The sequence below is a fragment of the Clostridium sulfidigenes genome (assembly GCF_052067195.1).
Taxonomy (GTDB): domain Bacteria; phylum Bacillota; class Clostridia; order Clostridiales; family Clostridiaceae; genus Clostridium_J; species Clostridium_J sulfidigenes.
Genome location: NZ_JBQHQR010000013.1, coordinates 54778 through 76544 on the forward strand (window position 1 = coordinate 54778; position 21767 = coordinate 76544).

The following is a 21767-nucleotide window of genomic DNA, read 5'->3' on the forward strand; positions in this document are numbered from 1 at the left end:
TAACACTCACCCTACCCTTTATCTAAAGTTCATCCATTATATATTAATTTTATCATATATACATTTAATATTCCCCTTAATCTCAGGATTTTCTTTTAATATAGCACTTATGGATCTACTACCTAGCTCATAAAAGATTACTCTACTAAAAGGTTTTTCTAATTTATTAGAATTTAATTTTACTTGTAACTTTTCTCTAATAAGATTTTCAATATATCTAGCAAATCCTTCTATAAACTCTTGCCATACCATATATTCAAAGTCTATTTGATTTAAACGGTTCTTCATAACTCTATGATAATCTACCATATCTTTATATTGTAGTTTTTTATCCACAAATTCTAGTTTAGAAGTTTCATTTATGAACACCTTATCCTCATAAGGAAATGGATGATTTATCTCCCACATAAAATCTTTTTTCTCTTTAGCTATTTTAGCAATTTCTAGTTCTTCTCTAATTTCACTATCTCCTTGCTCCCATTGATAGCAGTGAACAAACTCATGAAATATAAATATATATCCCTCCAAGGTATTAAATGCATCCTTAGATACTACAGATGCAGGTTTCATATCATAAAAATCTAGTGGAAAGGAGGCCAACACTTTTTCTGGTACAATCATAGGTGCTTTATATTCACCTTTAAATTCATAGCAAGTACCATTGTCAGATAAATCAAAGATAAAAAAATACCCATCTTCTACTACAGCTACTGTATAAAGCTTTAATAAAGATGTATCTATATCCTTTATTTTTTCATGAATAGAGAATATCTTATTTACCTTAGCTATGGTATCTACTATAAACTGATTCTTTTCTTCTTTATTCATAACCACTTACTTCCTTCCTTGTATTACAATGCCCATCCAGCCATTGTTTTCCTTCTATAAACCATTTATGTGGATATAATATTAATTTATTATCTACAATATAATTCATATACGCTAAAGCTGCATGATATAATGACTTGTCTAATTCTTCTTTTACCAAATCATAAAAAGGAGGTCTTCCATCTTGATCCCATGAAAGTTTGTCAGCTATAAATAAAGTCATCTCATATGGTGTAGGATTTAATTTTAAAGTAGTATGACAACCTATTGCACCTAGTATATTATTATCTTCTATGTTAAAAACTTCCTTTGCTAATTCAACTGAACAACGTTGATGTAATAAAAATGGGTACTTTTTTTCTGCCTCATCTATATACCAATTATTATCCTTAGCATACTGTAGCATTTCTTCAGGGCTAATAATTGCACTAATGTCATGAAGATATCCAGCAATTTCACAAACATCTTTATCTAAGTTATATTTTTCTGCAATTATAATACTAGTTTTAGCAACATTAATACTGTGCTCTAAGGTCTTTTCTCCATTATTCCCCATGAATATTCTTTCAATATTTTCTTTTATTTCTCTAGACATATCTAAATTATTTAAATTTGTGTACTGTTTTATCATAGCTATCCTCCAATGTATTTTTAATTATCACAGTATAATAAATAGTTTTTCTAAATCTAATGATTATCTTATCTTGTATGAACTCAATAGCTTATTGCTAACCATTTTCAATATTAATTTTCTATACTATTATTTCTTTCACTCCTAATAAATCCTTTGAGTAATATCTAACATTTTCTTCTGTATTAGATCTTACTAATACTGCTTTAATTCCAACATGTTCTGGACCTCTTACATCAGCTAAAATACTATCTCCAACCATCCATATATCCCTATAATTGCAATGCTTTTTCAAAGCATAATGATATATTTTAGGATTTGGCTTCTCATATCCAACATTAGCAGATGATATACAATCGATTATATACGGTGATAATCCTAATTTCTCTACTATCTTAGGTAATTCAGGAATATGATTTGAGAGTATTACGTTTGAATAACCCTTTTTCATAAAGTACTGTAATACTTCTATTGTATCTTCATATAGTTGAAAACTTTCTCCTGATGCAAGTACTTGTCTAATTTCTTTTGAGTAGATAGCTGCTTTTTCTTCTGATATATTTAACTTTATATATCCCTTTATTAATATATCTTCAGCATGGTTCCACCAAGCATCACTAGAAGTGAGATTCACATATTCCTTTTCAGCTTGTTGCCAAGGAAATCCCACTAATGAGATTTTCTTAAAATCTTCAATACCTATTTCCGTATATGGTTCATACTTACATAAAACCTTGAATAAAGCTTTACTAAGCATCCACTCATTATGAGCTAATGTACCTTGAAAATCCCAAAATATTAACTTGTCCATTTTAATCTCCATATCGTACTAAATATATTACTAAATTCATAGTTATACATCCATATTATAAAACTATGAACTATTTCCCTAATAACTTATAAATTTCTTCTTCCTTTTCTGCTACATGTTTTTTCATCATAACCACCGATTCATTATGAAGATACCATTGATAACATTTCTTTAAGCCTTCCTCCATAGATGTTTCTTTTTCAAATATTCTATGAATCTTTTTCACATCTAGCACATTGTCATAATTAAAAAATGAAAAGAAGTCTCTCTCATTATAACCATTCTCCTCATAATAAAAATGATGCTTTATTGCCTTTTTTCTAGCAGCCTTCTCACATAGTTCTATCCATGTATTAAAGGTGACTGCCTCACTATTTCCAACATTATAAATAGATAGATTATCTTGATTTGTATCTAAAAATCTTTCTACTAAATTGCCTAGGTCCTTAGAGTAGATAAATTGAATTTTAGTCTCTCCATCATTAGGAATTAGGATAGGCCTATCATTGATAATGTGATGGAAAATAAAGCCTTCCCTTGCTGCATAATTATTTTCTCCATAAACATAAGGAGGACGTAGTATTATAAGCTGAACATTACTGTAGTTATACTTATCCTCTAAAAACTCTTCACACTCTATTTTGTTTGTTCCATAATCTCCCCAATATTTATTTTTTCCTAGCATAAATGATTCTTTGAATGGAATTTTATAATTTTCTACATCATAGACAGCACTTGAACTAATAAAAATATATTTCTCTAACTTCTCATAATTTAAGGCTTCATGAAGAATTTCTAATTGATTTACATTAAGTCCAGATACATCAATTATATAATTAAATTCATGCTCACTAAGACATTTTTTCATTTCATTTAAATCTTCTCTGTCACAAATTATATTAGTAATTCTTTTATCTTCGTTTTTTCTGCTTCCTCTATTTAAGGTGTAAATTTCATAATCTTTCTGAGAACCTAATAAAGCTTCTACAATGGCTTTTCCTATAAAATAGCTTCCTCCAAGAACTAAGACTTTTTTCATTTTCTCCACCTCTACATCTATAAATTTAAAGCTTTTATAAAAAACTTTCTAAACCCATCTCCCACCCTTTCTTCATAACTTTCTTCATCTTCAATATCCATATAATATTTTCCTGATTTCTCATCAATAGATATGGAATCTAAAGGAAAGCCTTTATTTCTATTTTTATGAGGAATAGATGTTAGAATAAATTCCTCTGAGCCTAGTTCATCTCCCATAGACTCAAAAATTCTTCCTTCATCTTGAATAAAGCATATAGCGTTTTTATACTTTGCTTTAGCACTTCCCCCTAATTCCTTGGCAATATTTCCGTAGTACTCTATCATCTCTTCATCCTTAAGCTGCTTTCCATTTACTCTTTTTACATGTACACCTGGTTGTCTTTTCTCATCTATTCCCTCTATGTACAAACCTGAATCACAAGAGAAAATAGGCATATTTACTAGCTTATAATAAGCTAAGGCTTTAATTCTTGCATTTTCTAAAGGATCATTACCACTCTCATCTATTTCTCCCACTCCCATCTTAATTTCATTTAATCCAACTATCTCTACATCTAATCCTTGTAACATCTCTTTCATGTGCTTTAACTTCGCAGGATTTGATGTACCATATAATAATCTCATTCCATCAACCTTCTTTTATGCAATTTTTTACATTTATCTAAGTATCTATGTTATAATATTATTTTACAGGATTAATTTGTATAAGTATATAATTAATGTAATATTGTTTTAATATAAATAAATTTTATATTAGTTAAAATCCTTACTAGACTAATAATTTTTCAAGAATAGAGTGAAGCTAAAATTGAAGAGAATATGTAATCAATGCAACTGTGAAATGGTAGATAATTGTAGTTTCAATGTAGAAGGCGCTCTGTATGGAATTAGAATCAAAAGAAAGGGAAAAAGACTCTTTAGTAGTGTATCTGAAGTACCTAAAGCTGCAGTATGCCCTAATTGCGGCAGTGTAATGTTTTATATAGAAAATTATGAAGATCTTACAAAATAGCTTTTAACAAATTTCATAAAATTAAATTTATATATTTTTTTAAAAAAGTTCTTATGTTCTAACAATTAATTTAGAATATAAGAACTTGTTTTATTATATTTTTTAAGATTATTTTAAGGTATCCATTGCATAATTAATTACATAAGCACATGTTTAAAACGATTTAGAAAGGAAGATTATTTATTATGTATATCTTAAAAAATGCTTTAAAAAGTATTACACGAGCAAAAGTCAGAACTATTTTAATTATAACCATAACAACAATTATTTCTGTTTCTGCTTGTATTTCCCTTAGTATTAGAAAAAGTGCAGAAACAGCTAGAGAAACTTCTCTAGATTCCTTAGAAATCACTGCTAACATATCTGTCAATAGACAAGCTTTAATGAAAAATGCAGAAAATGGAGAAAGTGATAAGCAAAAAGCTCTTCAAAATTCACAAAATTTATCTTTAGAGGAAATGCAGACTTATGCAGATTCTAAATATGTATCTGATTTTTATTATACTCTAACCTCTTCTTTGAATGGTAATGATGACTTATCTCCTGTTGATACCTCTGAGACAAATGAAAATACTTCTAATCCTCCAAATGGAGTACCATCTAATAAAGAAAGTGGTAGTAGAGACTTTGGTAAGATGGGATCACAGGGTGACCTTACTGTGATAGGATACAGTTCTCACGATGCAATGACAGATTTCAAAAGTGGTACAAAAAAAATTACTGACGGAACTGTGTTTAATATAGATTCATCAGAACCTCAGTGTATTATTAGTGATGAATTAGCTCTTCTTAATGAATTAAATGTAGGAGATACTATAACCTTAGTAAATCCTAACAATGAAGAAGAAACTATCTCATTAACTATATGTGGTATATATAACAATAGTGAAGCTTCTACTTATCAACATGCCAATATGATGGGCTTCTCCCCTTCATCTGACCCTGCAAATCAAATCTATGTAAGCTTTAACTCATTAAATTCAGTCATTGAAACTTCTAAATCAAGTGCAACTACTAGCACTGATGAAACAACTGGTATCGAAACTTCTACAGCATTGCGTAGTCAAGAAAATGGAACTTATGTATTTTCTAATATTGAAAACTATGAGGCCTTTAAAAGCGATGTCATAACCCTTGGTTTAGATGATACTCTTTATACGATTTCATCTCAAGATGTTAATTCTTATGAACAAAGTATGATACCACTAAATAACTTAAGTAATTACTCATTGTACTTCCTTTTAGTTGTTTTAGGTATAGGTGGTGCCATCCTAATTATTTTTAATGTGTTTGCTGTAAGGGAAAGAAAATATGAAATTGGTGTACTAGCTGCCATAGGTATGAATAAGCTTAAAATTGCAACTCAATTTATAACTGAAGCTTTCGCTGTGTCATTCGTATCCATAGCAATAAGTGTTTGTATTGGAGCTACAATTTCTGTACCTATTGCAAATAAGCTCCTCGAAAATCAAATTGCTTCAGTGGAAACTACCAATGAAGCAACTAAAGATAATTTTGGTGGTGATTTTCAAGGTAAAATGTCAGGAAATAGAGCTCCTGGTGCAATACAATCAGCTGGTAAAACACCCATTAGCTATATTGATAATATAACAGCAAGTATAGATATGGTAGTTTTACTACAACTACTAGGATTAGGTATTCTACTTACTCTTATATCTAGTGCAACAGCAGTAATATCTATCCTTAGATATGAACCATTAAAAATATTAAGCAATCGGACTTAAAAAGGAGAGTGTTATTATGAGTTCTTTTATACTAAAAGATCTATGTTATTCCTATAATAAGGAACGTGAAATTATAAGCAATATGAATTATGAGTTTAAAGATAATACAGTTTACTCCATCATCGGAAAGTCTGGAGCAGGTAAAACCACTCTTTTATCTCTTCTTTCTGGACTAGCTAAACCAACTGAAGGCTCCATCTTATTTGATGGAAAAGATATAAGTGAAATGGATTCTTTTAAATATAGAAGTAATCTAGTTGGAGTTATCTTTCAAAGCTTTAACTTACTACTTCATTTAACTGCCATTGAAAATGTTATTCTCTCGATTGACATATCAAGTAAAAAAATTATAAATAAAAAAGAAAAGGCACTAGAAATTTTAAATAGTGTAGGGTTAGATGAAGCTACTGCTACCCGTAGAGTGTTAGAACTTTCTGGTGGTGAACAACAACGTGTAGCCATCGCTAGAGTTCTTTCCTATGACCCTGCTGTAATACTGGCAGATGAGCCAACAGGTAACCTTGATGGTGAAACAGAAAGTAGTATCGTTAAAATTTTTCAAAAGCTAGCTCATGAACAAGGTAAATGTATAATTTTAGTTACCCATTCTCCTGCTGTTGCTAACATGTGTGATGTAGTTTATGAACTTTCTTCTAAAAATAAAAATAGCATAGCCTAAATAAAAAATAGATATAAGATAACCATTATCTTATATCTATTTTAAATTATTTAAATCACCTTAAATAAACTTTTCACTCCCACTAATCTTTTAACTTACTACACTTAGCCAAATCATAGATTTGGAGTGGGAATAATGAAACTCCGACTCATTTCATTCGCTGGAGTAACTAACACTTAGCCAAATCATAGATTTGGAGTGTTAGTTACATTCTTATAGCCTATATAGGTGGCGTAGAAATAGCCTCCATATATAGCTATTATCAGTAGTGCTGTTATAGTGGCTGAAGCCCCTATCTCTGCATTGCCGTAAAGAGATATAAATTCATTAGCTACACTAATTCCAACTATGGAGTGAATTATAGCTAATACTAATGGCATTGCAAAGTATATTAAAGTTTGAATAAATATGGTTTTATTTATCATGTTTCTTGAAGCTCCAATCCTTCTTAGAGCTTTATATCTATCAATGCTCTCACTAGCTTCTGATAATTGTTGAAGAGCAAGGACTGCCGCACTAGAAATTAAGAATACAATCCCAATATATATACCTATATATAAAATTGTGGTAGTAGCTCCTTTTGTCATACTGTATATGCCAGTCTTAGTATCACCTAATATTATAAAGTCTTTACCCGAAGCATTTTCATCTCTGCTATTTTTGAATATTTCTCCTATTTCTGATTCTCGTTTTTCTCTATCTTCACCTACAAAGTTACAATTTAATATAGAGTCATAGGGTTTAAGGTTTTCTAAAGCTTTATCTGGAAGTATTACTGTAAAGAAATTATTAGCAAAGCCTGTGCTTTCATAAGCTTCTGTAATAAGCTCTTGATTTTTTATATTATAGTTTATATTATTTATTTTAATTACTGTATTTTCCTTCATATAGCTTTTAACTAAAGGCACTAATTTACTAAAGTTAGAGGTTATTAATACTTCATCTTCTTTTAAGTCTATTGAACTTTGTCCATTTAACTCTCTTAGTTTATTATAATCACTTATTTTTAGAGCTGACATGTTACTATAATCGTTATCAAGAAATTTATCTTCTTTACCATATCCTCTTAATATATCACCATAACTTTCTTCTAGTCTATACTCTTGTAATACTACATACTTTTCTTTATCTGTGAAATTGAACCCTAATTCTTTAATGGCCTGTTCTATAGTTTTGTTTTCCGAACCTTTAAAATTTATAATTCTAGCTGAGACATCAAAGGGTACTGTATCCTTAAGACTACTTTCTAAAGAATTTTTAAAACTCAATCCCGTAGATAATATAGAAATAGTTATAAAGAGCATTAAACATATAACTGTTATAGATACAAAATTTGTGTTAATTTTACTACTTATCTGTCTAGTAACAAATATATTTAGTTTTTTAAGGTATATATTTTTACTATTCTTGATTACATACAATATAAATCCAGCTAATCCATAATAAAATAATATAGTTCCTAGAATCCCCAGTATTATCGAAATAGTAAATCTAGAATCAGTTATGTCTAATCCCACTTCTATTATAAACTTATAAGCAGTTATAAGTATTCCTACTCCTAAAATAAAAATAATAATTGATACTATAGGATTTTTAATCTTTATATTTTCACTTTTCTTATTAGCATTTATCATATCTATAAGTTTGTATTTTGAAATTACAAAGGTATTAAATATCATTATAAGTAAAAACATTATTCCAAAATAAGCTATAGTCTTTACAGCAGCATTTTGTGAAAATACAAATTTGTATTCACTCATGCCTACCTGAAATAACTTCGCTGTAAAAAGAGATAATCCTTGTGATAAAACTATACCAAAGATTAACCCTGCTACTAAAGACATAAGGCCTATGAAAAAAGATTCAGACACTAAAATACTTGAGATTTTTCTTTTACTCATACCCAATGTCATATATACACCAAGTTCTTTTTTTCTTCGTTTTATCATAAAGTTATTTGCATAAACAATGAGTCCACCCAAAATTACTGACACAAATACAGATACCCAAGAAATAACTGTAGTTAACATATCTATAAAACTAGCTTCCTTCTTACTTATTTCAAACATTGCCTTTTGTGATTCTATAGAGTTAAAGCTATAAAATATACAAACGGCAAAGGTTAAAGTTAAAAAATATATGGTATAGTCTTTAAAACTTTTCTTTACATTATTTAATGCAATTTTAGAATACATCTCCACTGTCACCTCCAAGTAATGTCACTACCTCAATAATTCTATTAAAGAATTCTTTTCTACTATCATTTCCTCTAATTAGTTCATTAAATACTTTTCCATCTTTTATAAATAAAATCCTATGAGCATAACTAGCTGTAAACGCATCATGTGTGACCATGAGTATAGTAGCTTCTAGTTCTTCGTTTAATTTCTCAAAGGAGTCTAGTAATAATCTAGAGGACTTAGAATCTAATGCTCCTGTTGGTTCATCAGCTAAAATTAGTGATGGATTAGTAACGATAGCTCTAGCTGAAGCAACTCTTTGTTTTTGACCACCAGACATTTCATAAGGATATTTATTTAAAATTTCACTTATACCTAATTTGTTTGCTACTGCTTTAATTCTTCCATCTATACTTTTAGGTTTTACATCTTGTATAGTAAGTGCCAATGCAATATTTTCATAAGCAGTTAATGTATCTAAAAGATTAAAATCTTGAAATATAAATCCAAGCTCATCTCTTCTAAACTTTTCAATATCATTATTCTTAAGACTAGTTATATCTTTATTATTTATAATTATATTTCCTGTAGTCACTGTGTCAATGGTAGATATACAATTTAAAAGTGTAGTTTTACCACTTCCAGAAGGTCCCATTATTCCAAGGAACTCCCCCTTCTCTACCTCAAAACTTATATTATCAATAGCCTTAGTCACATTTCCCTTTCCACCATAATATTTTTCTATATTTTCAACTTTTAAGACATTTTCCATAATTCATCCTCCTAAAATACATTTTAAGTTTTGCCTTAACTTTATGAGCTTATTATATATTTTTCTAAAAGTATGTTGTATTTAATTTCATGTCATTAATCTTTCATTTTCGTAAGATAATAATGAAAGTCTAAAAGTTAATCTATAAACTTAGGAGTAGCCCTGTTTATGAAACTATTGAAGCCCTAGGTATAAGTACAATGTAATCAAATGTTTACCATAAAAAAACTGATTGAGATTAATTTTTATCCAATCAGTTTATTTTAGCTATTATTAGAAACTAGTAAATCTTCCTAGAGGAAAATTTATATACACCTTAGTTCCATATTCTAACTTTGACTCAATACTTATCCCCAATCCAAGTCTATTACAAAGTTTTTTACACAGATATAACCCCATTCCTGTGGATTTACCAAACTTTCTTCCATTATCCCCAGTAAAACCTTTTTCAAAAACCCTAAAAATGTCTCTTTCTGAAATTCCAACACCATTATCTTCTATAGTTAAAGTTATTTTATTTTCTGTAGAAGTTGAATATATTTTTATTATCCCATTTGATTCCTTAGAATACTTTATGGCGTTTCCTAAAACTTGATTTAAAATAAACTCCACCCATTTTATATCACTGAAAATTTTACCTCCCATATCTCCTATCTCTAAAGATATCTTTTTATTTATGAAATCTCTAGAATTCTTTCTCAAAACCTCCATAACAGCTTCTTCTAAATTAAATTCTCTTATAATATAGTCCTTACTTACATCGTTGCTCTTTGAGTAATAAAGGACTTGTTCTATGAAATCTTCTACCTTCTTCAATTCATGTCCAATTTTATTTGTTACAGTACTTTCGTTATTATCTATAATAAGTCTAGCAGAAGCAATAGGCGTCTTTACTTCATGAACCCACATTTCTATGTATTCTCTATATTCTTTTTGGGTACATTCATACTTTTTTACATTTTCATGCATATTTTTATTACATTCCTTAAGAACTTGATAAACTATTTCACCTTCTAAAAAATCTGGCTTTTCCATAACCTCTGGAAGCAAATACTTTTTATCCAAGCTATCTTTAGTTCCTGTAATATTGTCTAGAAATTTCTTATGTTTAATAACTTCAAGGGTTAAATATGTACTTAATGGAGTAAACCATAATATGAAAGATAAAAATATTAGTCCACTCCCTACATTTAAAAATATTAAAATAGATACAAAAATCATAAATAGGACTCCATTAATTATTAAAAAGCCAATTCTTGATTTAAGATAATCCCTAACTTTCATTTTATCTATTCCTCTCTACTACTTATAGTAGAAAACTCCTTCAAACCCGCATAAACAGAACAACTATTTAAATAGTTTTATTTTTCCATATTTAAATAGTTTTATGTATAAATAGTTCTCTACATAAATATTTATATATTTATGGCATTATATATCCAAGTCCCCTTCTTGTTTCTATAACATCTTTAATTCCAATTTCCTCTAATTTTTTTCTAAGTCTTGTCACATTAACTGACAAAGTGTTATCATCTACAAACAAATTAGACTTCCATAGATAATCCATTAGATCCTCCCTAGATACAATGTTTCCTTTATTCTTTATAAGGTAATAAAGAACTTTTAATTCGTTTTTAGTGATTTCTAAAGCATTATCTCCACAGTTTATGGTTCCATTAGATAGATTTAACTTTAAATCATTATATACTAATATTTCTTGATTCCCTTCATTCCCTTGATTTACTCTCTTTAGTACTGAATTTATCCTTGCTAAAAGTATTTGTGTATTATAAGGCTTAGTTATAAAGTCATCTGCTCCTAAATTCATACTCATTAGCTCATCCATATCACTATCTCTACTTGTAACCACAATTATAGGTACTTGAGAAGTTTTCCTCACTTCTCTACAAATGTAGAATCCATCAAATACAGGTAAGTTTATATCTAAGAGTATGAGATTGGGCTCTTCTTTTTCAATAATAGATATTATATTTTCAAAATTAGTAGGTGCTATGACCTCATATCCATATCTATTTAAAAATGTTGCAAGCTCCTGCCTAATAGTTTCTGTATCCTCTATTATAATGATCTTTGCCACTTTATCACTCCCAAAATTATTTTTTATATTATATGTTTACATTAATGTAAAATTAAGATTTATCTATACTAAAACTAGTTGAAATACTTTTCCAATTCTTATTAATAACATTATAACCAAAACATAGTGTAACTAAAAGGCAGTCAATTATTAATTTGTTTTATTTTTATTCATAAAGTCTTTATTTTTTTACATTTTATGGTATAATAACCTTATTTAATAGAATTATAGGGAGGTGGATTTTAATTTGAAAAAAACTTTTAAAATTCTTTTTATTATAATTTTAGGTTTAATTTTAATTTATTTACCTTATTATAAAAAAGATATTTCCTTTGAAAAAGCTTTAGAAAAGATAAATCATAAAAATTTAAATATCCCCATATCTAAATTAAATATTAGAGAATTTATATCCGAAATTCCAAATGAAGATATACTAACTGCTAAAGAACACGCTCTACTATTTTCAACACCTCACGTAATATCTCCTACTGCTATAACCAGAAAAGAAGCTATTTATGATGTAGAACTATATTTTAAAGCTTTGAAATCTAGCTACGCACCATATAATTATTATGGTAGTGATAAATTATTTTTACAGGCTAAGGAATCAGTTTTAAGTTTTATTGGTGATAATGATGTAATTAATGTAGCTGAACTAACAAAAACCTTAAAAGATAATCTTGCTTTTATTCCTGATAGACATTTTTATATAGGTAACAATGGCTTTGACTTAGAAAATACCTCTAGATATTATACAAATTCAACTCTAGGAATTTTCAAAAACAGAATAGGCTATTATGTAGAATATGGAGGTGTTCTTTACTACATTAAATCTATAAATAAAGATGAAAACATCGAAAATTATTTATATCTTTCAATAAATACTGAAGGTAAGCTATTATACAATTTAGGTGTTTTAGCAAAATATTCTGGACAAGCTTCAAGGAACTTAAATGTTGTTTTTTATAGAGGTGAATCAGAATATACTAAAGATATTGAACTGAAATTATCAAATACTTTTTCAGATGAGTCTATTTCACCTTTAGACTACACAACTATAGATGATGTTCCTATAATATCTTCCAGAGAAGTTCCCTACAATATAGGTTTAGAAGGAATAGATTTCATTAATACTGCTTCTAAAGTAAAGGGTTCTCCTGTAAGTATATTAGATTTACGTGGTAATAATGGTGGTGATATATTGACCGCTTTAAACTGGATAAATGAATATTTTGGAGTTTCATCTCAAGGGAAGGGTCTTTTTCTACTTCTTTATGGAAGATCTAAGGATGCCCCCTCCTACTACGATTTTAACACCTTTCATAAGGACCTAAAAACTTTACAACTTGAAAAAATTCATGCTTATTATTATGAACATATACCTAAATCTAAAAAAGAGCTTAATAAAAATTTAAATACTATCTTTGTTCTTACAGATAAAAAAACCTCCTCAGCTGCTGAATTCTTTGTAGAGCATCTAAAGGATTTTGAAAATATTGTAGTAGTTGGTACTAATACTCATGGTACTCTTGAAAGTTCTAATGTAGAACTGGGTTACCTTCCAAATTCCCATATTGAATTTTCCTATGGAAACTGGTTAAGGCTATATGATGAAAAGTTCTTTAAGGAAGGTGAAGGTATCAAACCTGATATATGGGTAAATGGAGAAGATGCTTTAGAACTAACTCTAAAACTTATTGAAAATTATAATTTAAAGTAACTATTTAAGAGGTTGCCTGATTTTTTAGGCAACCTCCTATTATAAACCTATAATTTATTTACTTCTCTTTCTATTCTTTCTAAAGCTTCTTGAAGAACAACCCTACTAGTTCCTATATTCATTCTTTGAAACATAGCTCCATCATGTCCAAACATGCTACCATCATTTAACCATACTTTACACTTTTTAAGGAAGAATTTACTTAATTCTTCTGGCTTCATATTTAATCCTGAGCAATCAAGCCACAATAAATAGGTTCCTTCTGGTTTTCTAATCTTAATTTTAGGAATTCTTTTATCAAAGAATTCTAAAGTAAAGTCTATATTTCCTGCTAAATATTCCATAAGACCTTGATACCATTCTTCTCCACTAGTATACGCTGCTTCTTGTGCTACTGCACCTAAAGTAGTTGCTCCTTCTATACAGTCTTTTTCCATTTGCAATATATATTGATTTCTTAATTTTTCATTTTTAATAATTATATTTGCAGTTTTAAACCCTGCAATATTAAAGGTTTTATTTGGTGCTGTGCATATTATAGAATTATCAGCAAATTCTTCATTGATAGATGCAAATACTGTATGTATATTAGGTTTATAAACTATATCTGCATGAATTTCATCTACTACCACTAGTACATTATTCTTTATACATATTTCTCCAACCATTTTTAATTCTTCTACAGTCCATACTCTTCCTACTGGATTATGAGGACTACAAAGAATTATCATCTTAGTTTTTTTAGTAATTATCTTTTCTAAGTTATCAAAGTCCATTTCATATCTACCATCTTTACAAGTTAAGGGATTTTCTACAACCTGACACCCATTATTTTTTATAATACTATAAAAAGGATGATATACCGGCGTTTGAATTATAATTTCATCTCCTGGTTTTGTGTAAGCAGCAACTATAGTTTTAAGACCTGGTACAACTCCCGGAGCAAACTTCATCCATCCCTTTTCAACTTTCCATTGAAATCTTTTATCAAACCAATTTGTAGCAGCTTTATAGTATGATGGTGGTGTAAGGGAATATCCAAAAATAGGATGTTCTAACCTTTTTCTTATAGCATCTCCTATTTCTTCTGGCACTTTAAAATCCATATCTGCTACCCATAGAGGTATAATTTCACTATCATTATATGTTCTATTTATTAAGTCCCACTTTAAACAGTTACTGCCTATCCTGTCCACTTTTTCATCAAAACTGTATTTCATTTTCCCTACCTCCTATAAAATCCTAATAAATTAATAATAATTTTTACTACTTAAACTACTATATACAATATAATTTTATCACTATTTTTATCAATGTAGTATTATAACATTCTATAGATAGATGTAAATGTATAAAATAACACTATAATTCATAATATTACATAATTTCTATGTATAATCTTATTAGATAGATTATTTTTAAATAACCACGTAAAATGATAGGAGAATTAAAATGAAAATAAGAAAAGAACTACCTGAAATATTTGAAGACTTTGCAGAGGCTAGGAGAAACTCCTTTATTGCAGCCAAAAAACTTAAAGATGAAAATATACCTTTAGTAGGAGTATTTTGTACTTATATGCCACAGGAATTACCTCTTGCCATGGGTGCAAGTGTTGTATCTCTTTGTTCTATGTCTGATGAGACAATTGCAGAAGCTGAAAAAGAATTACCGCGTAATCTATGTCCACTTATCAAATCAAGTTATGGATTTGCAAAAACAGATAAATGTCCATTCTTTTACTTTTCTGATTTAGTTGTAGGTGAAACTACTTGTGATGGAAAGAAAAAAATGTATGAATATTTAAGTGAGTTTAAGCCTGTTCATGTTATGGAACTACCAAACTCTCAAAGTGAAGAAGGTTTAAAGCTTTGGAAGAAAGAAGTAATAAAATTTAAAGAAGTTTTAGAAAAACAATTTGAAACTACTATAAGTGATGAAAATATTAAAAAGGCCATTAAATTAAAAAATGAAGAAAGAAAAGCTCTTAAAGCCTTCTACGGTCTTGGAAAACTTGATCCACCAGCGATATTAGGACAAGATATGTTTAAAGTTCTTTATGGTACTACATTTAAATTTGATAAAGCAGAGGTACCAAAAGAAATATATGCCCTAAGTGAGAAAATTAAGGGTGAATATGAAGTAGAAAAAAAATATGAAAAGAAACCTCGTATTCTTATAACTGGATGTCCTATTGGTGGAGCTACAGAAAAAGTTATAAAAGCAATAGAAGATAATGGAGCTCATGTCGTGGCTTTTGAAAACTGTACTGGTGCTAAAGCTATCGATGAATTAGTAGATGAAAATAATCCTGATATCTATGATGCTATTGCTCGTAAATACTTAAATATTGGATGTTCTTGTATGACACCTAATCCTAACCGTACAGATCTACTTAATAGAATGATAGATGAATATAAAGTTGATGCAGTGGTGGATGTAGTACTTCAAGCTTGTCATACATATAGCGTAGAAACATTGCAAATTAAAAGATTTGTTAATAACACTAAAAAAATACCTTACATCAGTATAGAAACAGATTATTCTACTGCTGACATTGGACAACTTAACACTAGAATGGCAGCTTTTATAGAAATGTTATAGAGCCTTAAAATATTGCTTAGGTAAAAATTATCTATGAAAGTTCATAATAAAATCCAAAAACCTCAAGAAAAATAATTTCTTGAGGTTTTCCCACTTTCTCTCCTTTATTCCTCTAGCATGTTTTTTCTAATTGATGCTATAATACTATTAATACTAAAGAAACTGGCAAGGAGAGTTTATAATGCATAGACAATATATTAATTATTCTGCAAACATGCCTATATCTATTTCTTTTAATACCATTAAAAACTATCCAATCCATTGGCATTATTGCATCGAAATTCTTTATGTTATAAAAGGCACAATCAATCTATATATAAATACTGAAAAATATATAATAAGTGAAAATCAAATTGAAATTATAAATATAGATGAAGTTCATAGCATTGAAAGTGATGATCCTGACAATAAAGTACTCATATTTCAAATAGATCCCTACTTTTTTCAAAAGTACTATAACGATATTGAGAATATGTTTTTTTATACCAACTCTTCTAGTAAGGCTTCGCAATTAGGTGAAGAGTATGAAGATTTAAGAGTATTTCTTTGTCAAGTCCTTTGTGAAACAGTGCAAAAACAAGATAATTATGATGAAGAAATTGAAGATATCCTTGTAAAACTTCTTTATCATCTTATAAACAACTTCAACTATTTAATTCATGAAAAACAAGAGCTTAAAGAAAATAAAGATCAACTTCAAAGATATCATAGTATATCGAAATATATTTATAATAATTATCAAAACAATATAACTCTTAAAGATATATCTAGTAACGAATATCTAAGTACTCATTATTTATCAAGAGAAATAAAATATGCTACAGGATATTCCTTTACTGATTTTCTAAATCTTATTAGAGTTGAAGAATCTATAAAATTAATTTTAGATACAGATATGACACTATCTGAAATTTCTGAGGAAATTGGTTTTTCTCATACTAGATACTTTAATAAGCACTTTAAACTTCACTATAAGCTTACGCCTTTACAATTTAGAAAAAAATATAAATCTACTCCTGAAGTCCTAGAAAAGTTGACTAAATATATAACTCATCCTTTAGAAGAAAGTCTAGATGAGGTAATATATTATCTGGAGGACTACGATAGGTTTAACTATGAGGACAAAATTCATCAGTTAAATATTAATATGGAAAATTGTATAGGTGAATTTGATAAGAATTTTAATAGAATTATAACCATTGGTGATGCCTTTGACCTTTTAATTGAAGACAATAAAGATACACTAGAAGAACTTCAAAGGGAAATGGATTTTGAATATGGACGGATCCTAAATTTATTTAGTACTGATATGGCTATTTTCCCTGGCTCTAAATTTCATAACTGGAATAGAGCAAAGGATGTACTAGAGTTTATAGAATTTTTAGATATAGTGCCTATAATTGTTTTAGATATGGATAGCACCTATGAAGAACATATAAATGACATTAACGATGAAAGCTATGAAGTTGCCTCTAAAAATATATTACCCCTTAAAAATTCTATAGATATACATGAAGATTTTAAAAATATTCTTCTATCCTTCATGGAATATTTCAGTGCAATAGAAACTCTTAATTACAAAAATTTTAGATTTGAATTTTCCTCTACCTTTCCTGAAAATTTGAGGACTTCAATTGAAGAAATATTAATTTACAATAAATTAGATTTTGAAGAAGAACCTTTTATGATAAATAATGAAGTAAATAATATATATGATACAGCCTATATGATTCCATTTATTATTGATAATGTAGTAAATCATAAGGGAGATTTAAGCTTTATAAGGGCCTTTGACGTCCTTGATAAGCAAGTAAATATAACCAATGAACTATTCTTTGGTTATCCTGGTCTTATAAATGATAAGGGAATAAAAAAACCTGCCTTTTATGCCTATTCACTTTTAAATAAATTAGGTAATACATTAGTAGCTAAAGGTGATGGATATGTAGTTACTAAAACTAACAATCAATATGAGATTTTACTTTATACTTATCATGATAAAATCAATGATTTAATTTCTATGGCAAGTTTTTCAAAGCTTAGAGGTATAAAAAATGCGACTTCGAAAAAACTTTCTCTTAATATAACTAATATTCATTCAGATATTAATGTAACTACTTATGAAATAAATGAAAAGATTGGTTCATCCTATAACTATTGGATTGATATGGGGAGACCAACTAGACTTAACAAAGATGAAAATGGTATTCTTCATAAAGCTTCTTATCCTAATATTAGATTTAAATACTTTAAGAAGAGTACAGTTATAAATATTTTAGTTACCTTAAAAACCTATGGAGCTACATTAGTTATAATTAATGAAGTTCAGAAGCCTATTAAGATTAATTAATTTTACCTCAATTTATATGAATATATGTCTACTTTCAGTTAAAATATATTATGTTATGTATAAAATATATTGATTTTAAGTACAAAAGCATCCTAATTAAGGTGCTTTTGTGCTTTTTCCTATTTTTAACCAATGACTATTTGGGCAGAATAGTACTTTTTGATGGACACTTAAGTGAATGTTTATTTAATTGTTTTCAACTATAATATTAATATAAGATAAAATATTATAATATTAAATTAAACATGAAGACAAAACGTATTTTTCTATAAAAAATAAAGAGAAGTTTTTATAAAATAAACTCAAGAAAAATATGCAGAATTTTCAAATAAATGAGGTGAGACAATGGGAATTAACCCTAAAATATTTTCGGATGGAAGAACATACAGAGTATTATTTAAATTTGCCATACCTGCAATTTTTTCTTTGCTAGTAGCAGAACTCTATAACATGGTAGACACAGTTTTTGTTGGTAGATATATTGGTCCTAATGCTATCGGTGCCTTAACAGTTGCATTTCCAATTCAACGTTTTCTTATAGCAATCGCTTTCTTAATTGGTGTAGGAGCTTCAACCTACGTTTCAAGATATTCCGGTGAAAAACAACCTGAAAAGATTAAATCCACAATAATTAATTCAATATCTATTACAATAGTATCTTTAACAATAATCCCTCTACTTTTATTCTTATTTAGAGGTGGATTATTATATAAACTTGGTGCAAGTGATGTCACTTTTGGACTAACTAATGATTATATATCTATAATTTTTATAGGAGCAATATTTCAAGGATTAACTATAGTATGCTCTCAAGTAATGACAGCCTTAGGAAACTCTAAAATAGGACTTTATGCTAACAGTATCGGTGCACTTCTAAATATTGTAGTTGACTACATATTAGTAGCTCATTTAAATATAGGTATAGCTGGTGCAGCTATTGCTACTGTAGTTTCTCAATTTGTAGGCTTAATTTTTGTTCTATACAAGTTTAAAGATGTAACTAAACACTTTAAAATTAAACTTTCAATAAATAATATTCTACCAAATATAGATATTACATTAATTAAAGGATTAATTGCTGTGGGATTTTCAACCTTTGTTATTGAAATATCAGATGCAATAGTTTCTGTAGTTTTAAATAACTTATTAATTTCTAGAGGTGGTAATGAAGCTATAATAATAGTAGGTGTTATTACTAAAATATCTATGTTTATGTTTATTGCAATAATTGGTATAAGTTCTGCTATGCAGCCAATTGTAGCCTTTAACTTTGGTGCAAGAAACTTTGATAGAGTTAAAAATACAGTTAAAGCATCTATAAAAACTGTGACAATAATCTCTTTAATATTTGGAGTATTTATTATGTATTTTGCTCCAAAAATGATAGGCTTGTTTTTAACTGATGCAAAGTTATTACCTGAGGCTGTTAAGGCCCTTAGAATATGTATATTCCTACTTCCTTTAGTTGGTTTATATTATATAGGTATATACTACTATCAAGCAATTGATGAAGCTAAAAAAGGATTTAGATTATCTTTATTTAGACAGTTAATAGTATTCATTCCTTTAGCTATAGTTTTTGTGAATATTTTTGGTACCATAGGTGCATGGATAGCATATCCTGCTTCAGATTTAATTTCTGCAGTAACATCTTTTTATTTATTAAATAGCACTTGGAGAAAAGACCAAAAGGAAGAAACTACAAAAACCGTAACAGCTTAATAAAAAAAATTTACTCCTTAGAAAGTTATATTCTAAGGAGTTTTTACATAATAATTATAAGTTAGGTACTAGGATGACAATCTTAGCTCCTATTATTTTAATAAAGTTACCTAATAATATTTCAAAACTATAATTTACAAGAATTTATATAGTTTCCAGTAACATCAAAGCCTATATATTGTCCAGAGCATAAAGGTTCTTTAATAGCTAATTTAAAATAAACTATATCTTCTCCACAATTGTCGCATCCAGTAAATTTGGCAATTTTGCAATCTTCTGCCATAGGTACTCTAACCCATTTATGAGGCCAAACCCAAACCCACTTATATAATACTACAGCAACTAAATATTCTTTGCCTCTACAAAGATTCTTAACTTTAATAGAAAATTTAACTATTCTGCATTTAGTTTCAGCATCTATTATTTTTACTTGTCCAAAATCTTGTGGGCATTCGCAAGGATTTAACATTTGATCTGTCCCATATTTAGGAGGTGTGCCTTGTGGTCCTGGCTCTTTACTCTGTTCTTGAATTAGATTTGTCTCTAGTTCTATGGAATCAGAATTTTCATTTGTCACATATTTTAATTCATTTTCAATTGTATTCATATATTACACCTCATACACTAATATATTTTGTTTTAATTACAGTACTTCCTTTGTTTATATATTTAATATCATCTGTACTTTTCGAATAATTTTTTATCCTTGATTTTATTCTGCTAATATATTATATGTATATAACATTTCTATGTTACTCTATCTTTTTATGAATAGCACTTTAATATCATTAAACTAAAAAACTATCTCAAAATAAGCTAAACCTTAATGTAAAGTTTAGTGATTCTTTTTGAGACAGTCCATTTTTATTGCAAATCTATTATATTATTTATTAGTACCATTAGTAGTAGAATATACACCTCTATTTAAAGCATCATGTATAGCTGATGTTACCTTACCTACTTCAACTTTTTGATCCATATCCTTAACTATAGAAGAAGGGTTATATAAATCATTAAGGCTTTGTCTTATATCTTTATCCTTTAAATAGTTTATCAAAGCTTCGTAATGATTTTTCACATTCTTGAAATTACTATCTTCTAAATAATTATCATCATTATTAGATAATGCTATAAATTTAATATCCTTAATTTGATTATTAGCTAAAGTAAATTCAACTGTTAATTCATCCTCATCTATATATGAACCACGATATATACCATTAGAATAATTATTGTTGGTTAAATCAATACCGAAGAGTGTATTGTCATTACTATTCTTGTCATTAATGCCTAAAACTCCACTATCATTAGTTCCATTACCATCTAAGGTTGTATTTTCACTATTTGCTGTACCATTTTCAGTTTGATTTTGAGCAACTTCACTACCCGTATTTCCTTTATTACCTGCAGTGTCATTATTAGTACATCCTACAAGTCCTGTGGTTAATGCTATTGTTGCAATTAAAAGCGCTATTTTTTTCATAATAAACCTCCTGTGCACATTTTTATGATTATAGTATAAGCATATACACAGTTATTATTCTTATATTGGTTTTCCTATTATTTCTTTTCTT

The 21767-nt window shown here is 28.3% G+C and carries 19 protein-coding genes; 7 read left to right on the top strand and 12 right to left on the bottom strand.

The genetic code is table 11. From position 1 onward, the window contains the following. Positions 1 to 36: 36 nt before the first annotated feature. The 5 genes from ACTNBA_RS14335 to ACTNBA_RS14355 form a co-directional block, all read right to left on the bottom strand. Positions 37 to 828: a hypothetical protein gene (locus ACTNBA_RS14335; protein WP_441074889.1), complete on the bottom strand. Its 792-nt coding sequence runs from the start codon at positions 826 to 828 to the stop codon at positions 37 to 39. Then, positions 821 to 1459: an HD domain-containing protein gene (locus ACTNBA_RS14340; protein WP_441074890.1), complete on the bottom strand. Its 639-nt coding sequence runs from the start codon at positions 1457 to 1459 to the stop codon at positions 821 to 823. Before ACTNBA_RS14340 ends, ACTNBA_RS14335 begins: the two co-directional genes overlap by 8 nt. Before the next feature lie 121 nt (positions 1460 to 1580). Next, positions 1581 to 2270 carry an HAD family hydrolase gene (locus tag ACTNBA_RS14345; protein ID WP_441074891.1) on the bottom strand — a complete coding sequence of 230 codons (690 nt, stop codon included), beginning with the start codon at positions 2268 to 2270 and terminating at the stop codon, positions 1581 to 1583. A gap of 70 nt (positions 2271 to 2340) precedes the next feature. Continuing rightward, complete coding sequence (locus tag ACTNBA_RS14350) at positions 2341 to 3309, bottom strand: NAD-dependent epimerase/dehydratase family protein (protein WP_441074893.1); 969 nt, start codon at positions 3307 to 3309, stop codon at positions 2341 to 2343. Positions 3310 to 3326: 17 nt separating this feature from the next. Further along, on the bottom strand, positions 3327 to 3935 hold the full coding sequence (locus ACTNBA_RS14355; protein WP_441074895.1) for a non-canonical purine NTP pyrophosphatase: 609 nt from the start codon (positions 3933 to 3935) through the stop codon (positions 3327 to 3329). Positions 3936 to 4119: 184 nt separating this feature from the next. Between ACTNBA_RS14355 and ACTNBA_RS14360 the strand changes: the two genes are divergently transcribed. The 3 genes from ACTNBA_RS14360 to ACTNBA_RS14370 all read left to right on the top strand — a co-directional run bounded on the left by ACTNBA_RS14360 (position 4120) and on the right by ACTNBA_RS14370 (position 6747). Next, a complete protein-coding gene (locus ACTNBA_RS14360; protein WP_441074896.1) occupies positions 4120 to 4323 on the top strand; it encodes a hypothetical protein in 204 nt (67 codons plus the stop codon). 185 nt (positions 4324 to 4508) lie between these two features. Next, positions 4509 to 6068, top strand: a complete 1560-nt coding sequence (locus tag ACTNBA_RS14365) for an ABC transporter permease (protein ID WP_441074897.1) — start codon at positions 4509 to 4511, stop codon at positions 6066 to 6068. Between the two features lie 16 nt (positions 6069 to 6084). Next, complete coding sequence (locus ACTNBA_RS14370; RefSeq protein ID WP_441074898.1) at positions 6085 to 6747, top strand: ATP-binding cassette domain-containing protein; 663 nt, start codon at positions 6085 to 6087, stop codon at positions 6745 to 6747. A 185-nt stretch (positions 6748 to 6932) separates the two neighbouring features. Here the strand turns inward: ACTNBA_RS14370 and ACTNBA_RS14375 are convergent, their stop codons facing one another. The 4 genes from ACTNBA_RS14375 to ACTNBA_RS14390 form a co-directional block, all read right to left on the bottom strand. Next, positions 6933 to 8942: an FtsX-like permease family protein gene (locus ACTNBA_RS14375; RefSeq protein WP_441074987.1), complete on the bottom strand. Its 2010-nt coding sequence runs from the start codon at positions 8940 to 8942 to the stop codon at positions 6933 to 6935. Then, positions 8932 to 9699 carry an ABC transporter ATP-binding protein gene (locus tag ACTNBA_RS14380; RefSeq protein ID WP_441074900.1) on the bottom strand — a complete coding sequence of 256 codons (768 nt, stop codon included), beginning with the start codon at positions 9697 to 9699 and terminating at the stop codon, positions 8932 to 8934. The genes ACTNBA_RS14375 and ACTNBA_RS14380 overlap by 11 nt, the downstream gene beginning before the upstream one ends. Before the next feature lie 273 nt (positions 9700 to 9972). Continuing rightward, positions 9973 to 10983: an ATP-binding protein gene (locus ACTNBA_RS14385; protein WP_441074901.1), complete on the bottom strand. Its 1011-nt coding sequence runs from the start codon at positions 10981 to 10983 to the stop codon at positions 9973 to 9975. A 139-nt stretch (positions 10984 to 11122) separates the two neighbouring features. Next, on the bottom strand, positions 11123 to 11797 hold the full coding sequence (locus ACTNBA_RS14390) for a response regulator transcription factor (RefSeq protein ID WP_035135324.1): 675 nt from the start codon (positions 11795 to 11797) through the stop codon (positions 11123 to 11125). A gap of 247 nt (positions 11798 to 12044) precedes the next feature. On the opposite strand from ACTNBA_RS14390, the gene ACTNBA_RS14395 reads away from it, so the two are divergent. After that, a complete protein-coding gene (locus ACTNBA_RS14395; RefSeq protein ID WP_441074902.1) occupies positions 12045 to 13517 on the top strand; it encodes a S41 family peptidase in 1473 nt (490 codons plus the stop codon). Between the two features lie 47 nt (positions 13518 to 13564). On the opposite strand, the gene ACTNBA_RS14400 is transcribed toward ACTNBA_RS14395, so the two are convergent. Beyond that, complete coding sequence (locus ACTNBA_RS14400) at positions 13565 to 14737, bottom strand: MalY/PatB family protein (RefSeq protein WP_441074903.1); 1173 nt, start codon at positions 14735 to 14737, stop codon at positions 13565 to 13567. A gap of 232 nt (positions 14738 to 14969) precedes the next feature. On the opposite strand from ACTNBA_RS14400, the gene ACTNBA_RS14405 reads away from it, so the two are divergent. From ACTNBA_RS14405 to ACTNBA_RS14415, 3 genes are all read left to right on the top strand, one after another. Then, positions 14970 to 16121, top strand: a complete 1152-nt coding sequence (locus ACTNBA_RS14405; RefSeq protein ID WP_441074905.1) for a double-cubane-cluster-containing anaerobic reductase — start codon at positions 14970 to 14972, stop codon at positions 16119 to 16121. Between the two features lie 181 nt (positions 16122 to 16302). After that, complete coding sequence (locus ACTNBA_RS14410) at positions 16303 to 18471, top strand: AraC family transcriptional regulator (protein ID WP_441074906.1); 2169 nt, start codon at positions 16303 to 16305, stop codon at positions 18469 to 18471. A gap of 345 nt (positions 18472 to 18816) precedes the next feature. Then, entirely contained in the window at positions 18817 to 20193 is a 1377-nt protein-coding gene (locus ACTNBA_RS14415) for an MATE family efflux transporter (protein ID WP_441074908.1), read from the top strand. Positions 20194 to 20320: 127 nt separating this feature from the next. Here the strand turns inward: ACTNBA_RS14415 and ACTNBA_RS14420 are convergent, their stop codons facing one another. Continuing rightward, positions 20321 to 20800 (bottom strand): hypothetical protein, encoded by a 480-nt coding sequence (locus tag ACTNBA_RS14420; protein ID WP_441074909.1) that lies wholly within the window; start codon positions 20798 to 20800, stop codon positions 20321 to 20323. A 276-nt stretch (positions 20801 to 21076) separates the two neighbouring features. Then, positions 21077 to 21676, bottom strand: coding sequence for a hypothetical protein (locus ACTNBA_RS14425; RefSeq protein WP_441074911.1), 600 nt, complete (start codon positions 21674 to 21676; stop codon positions 21077 to 21079). Between the last annotated feature and the right edge of the window lie 91 nt (positions 21677 to 21767).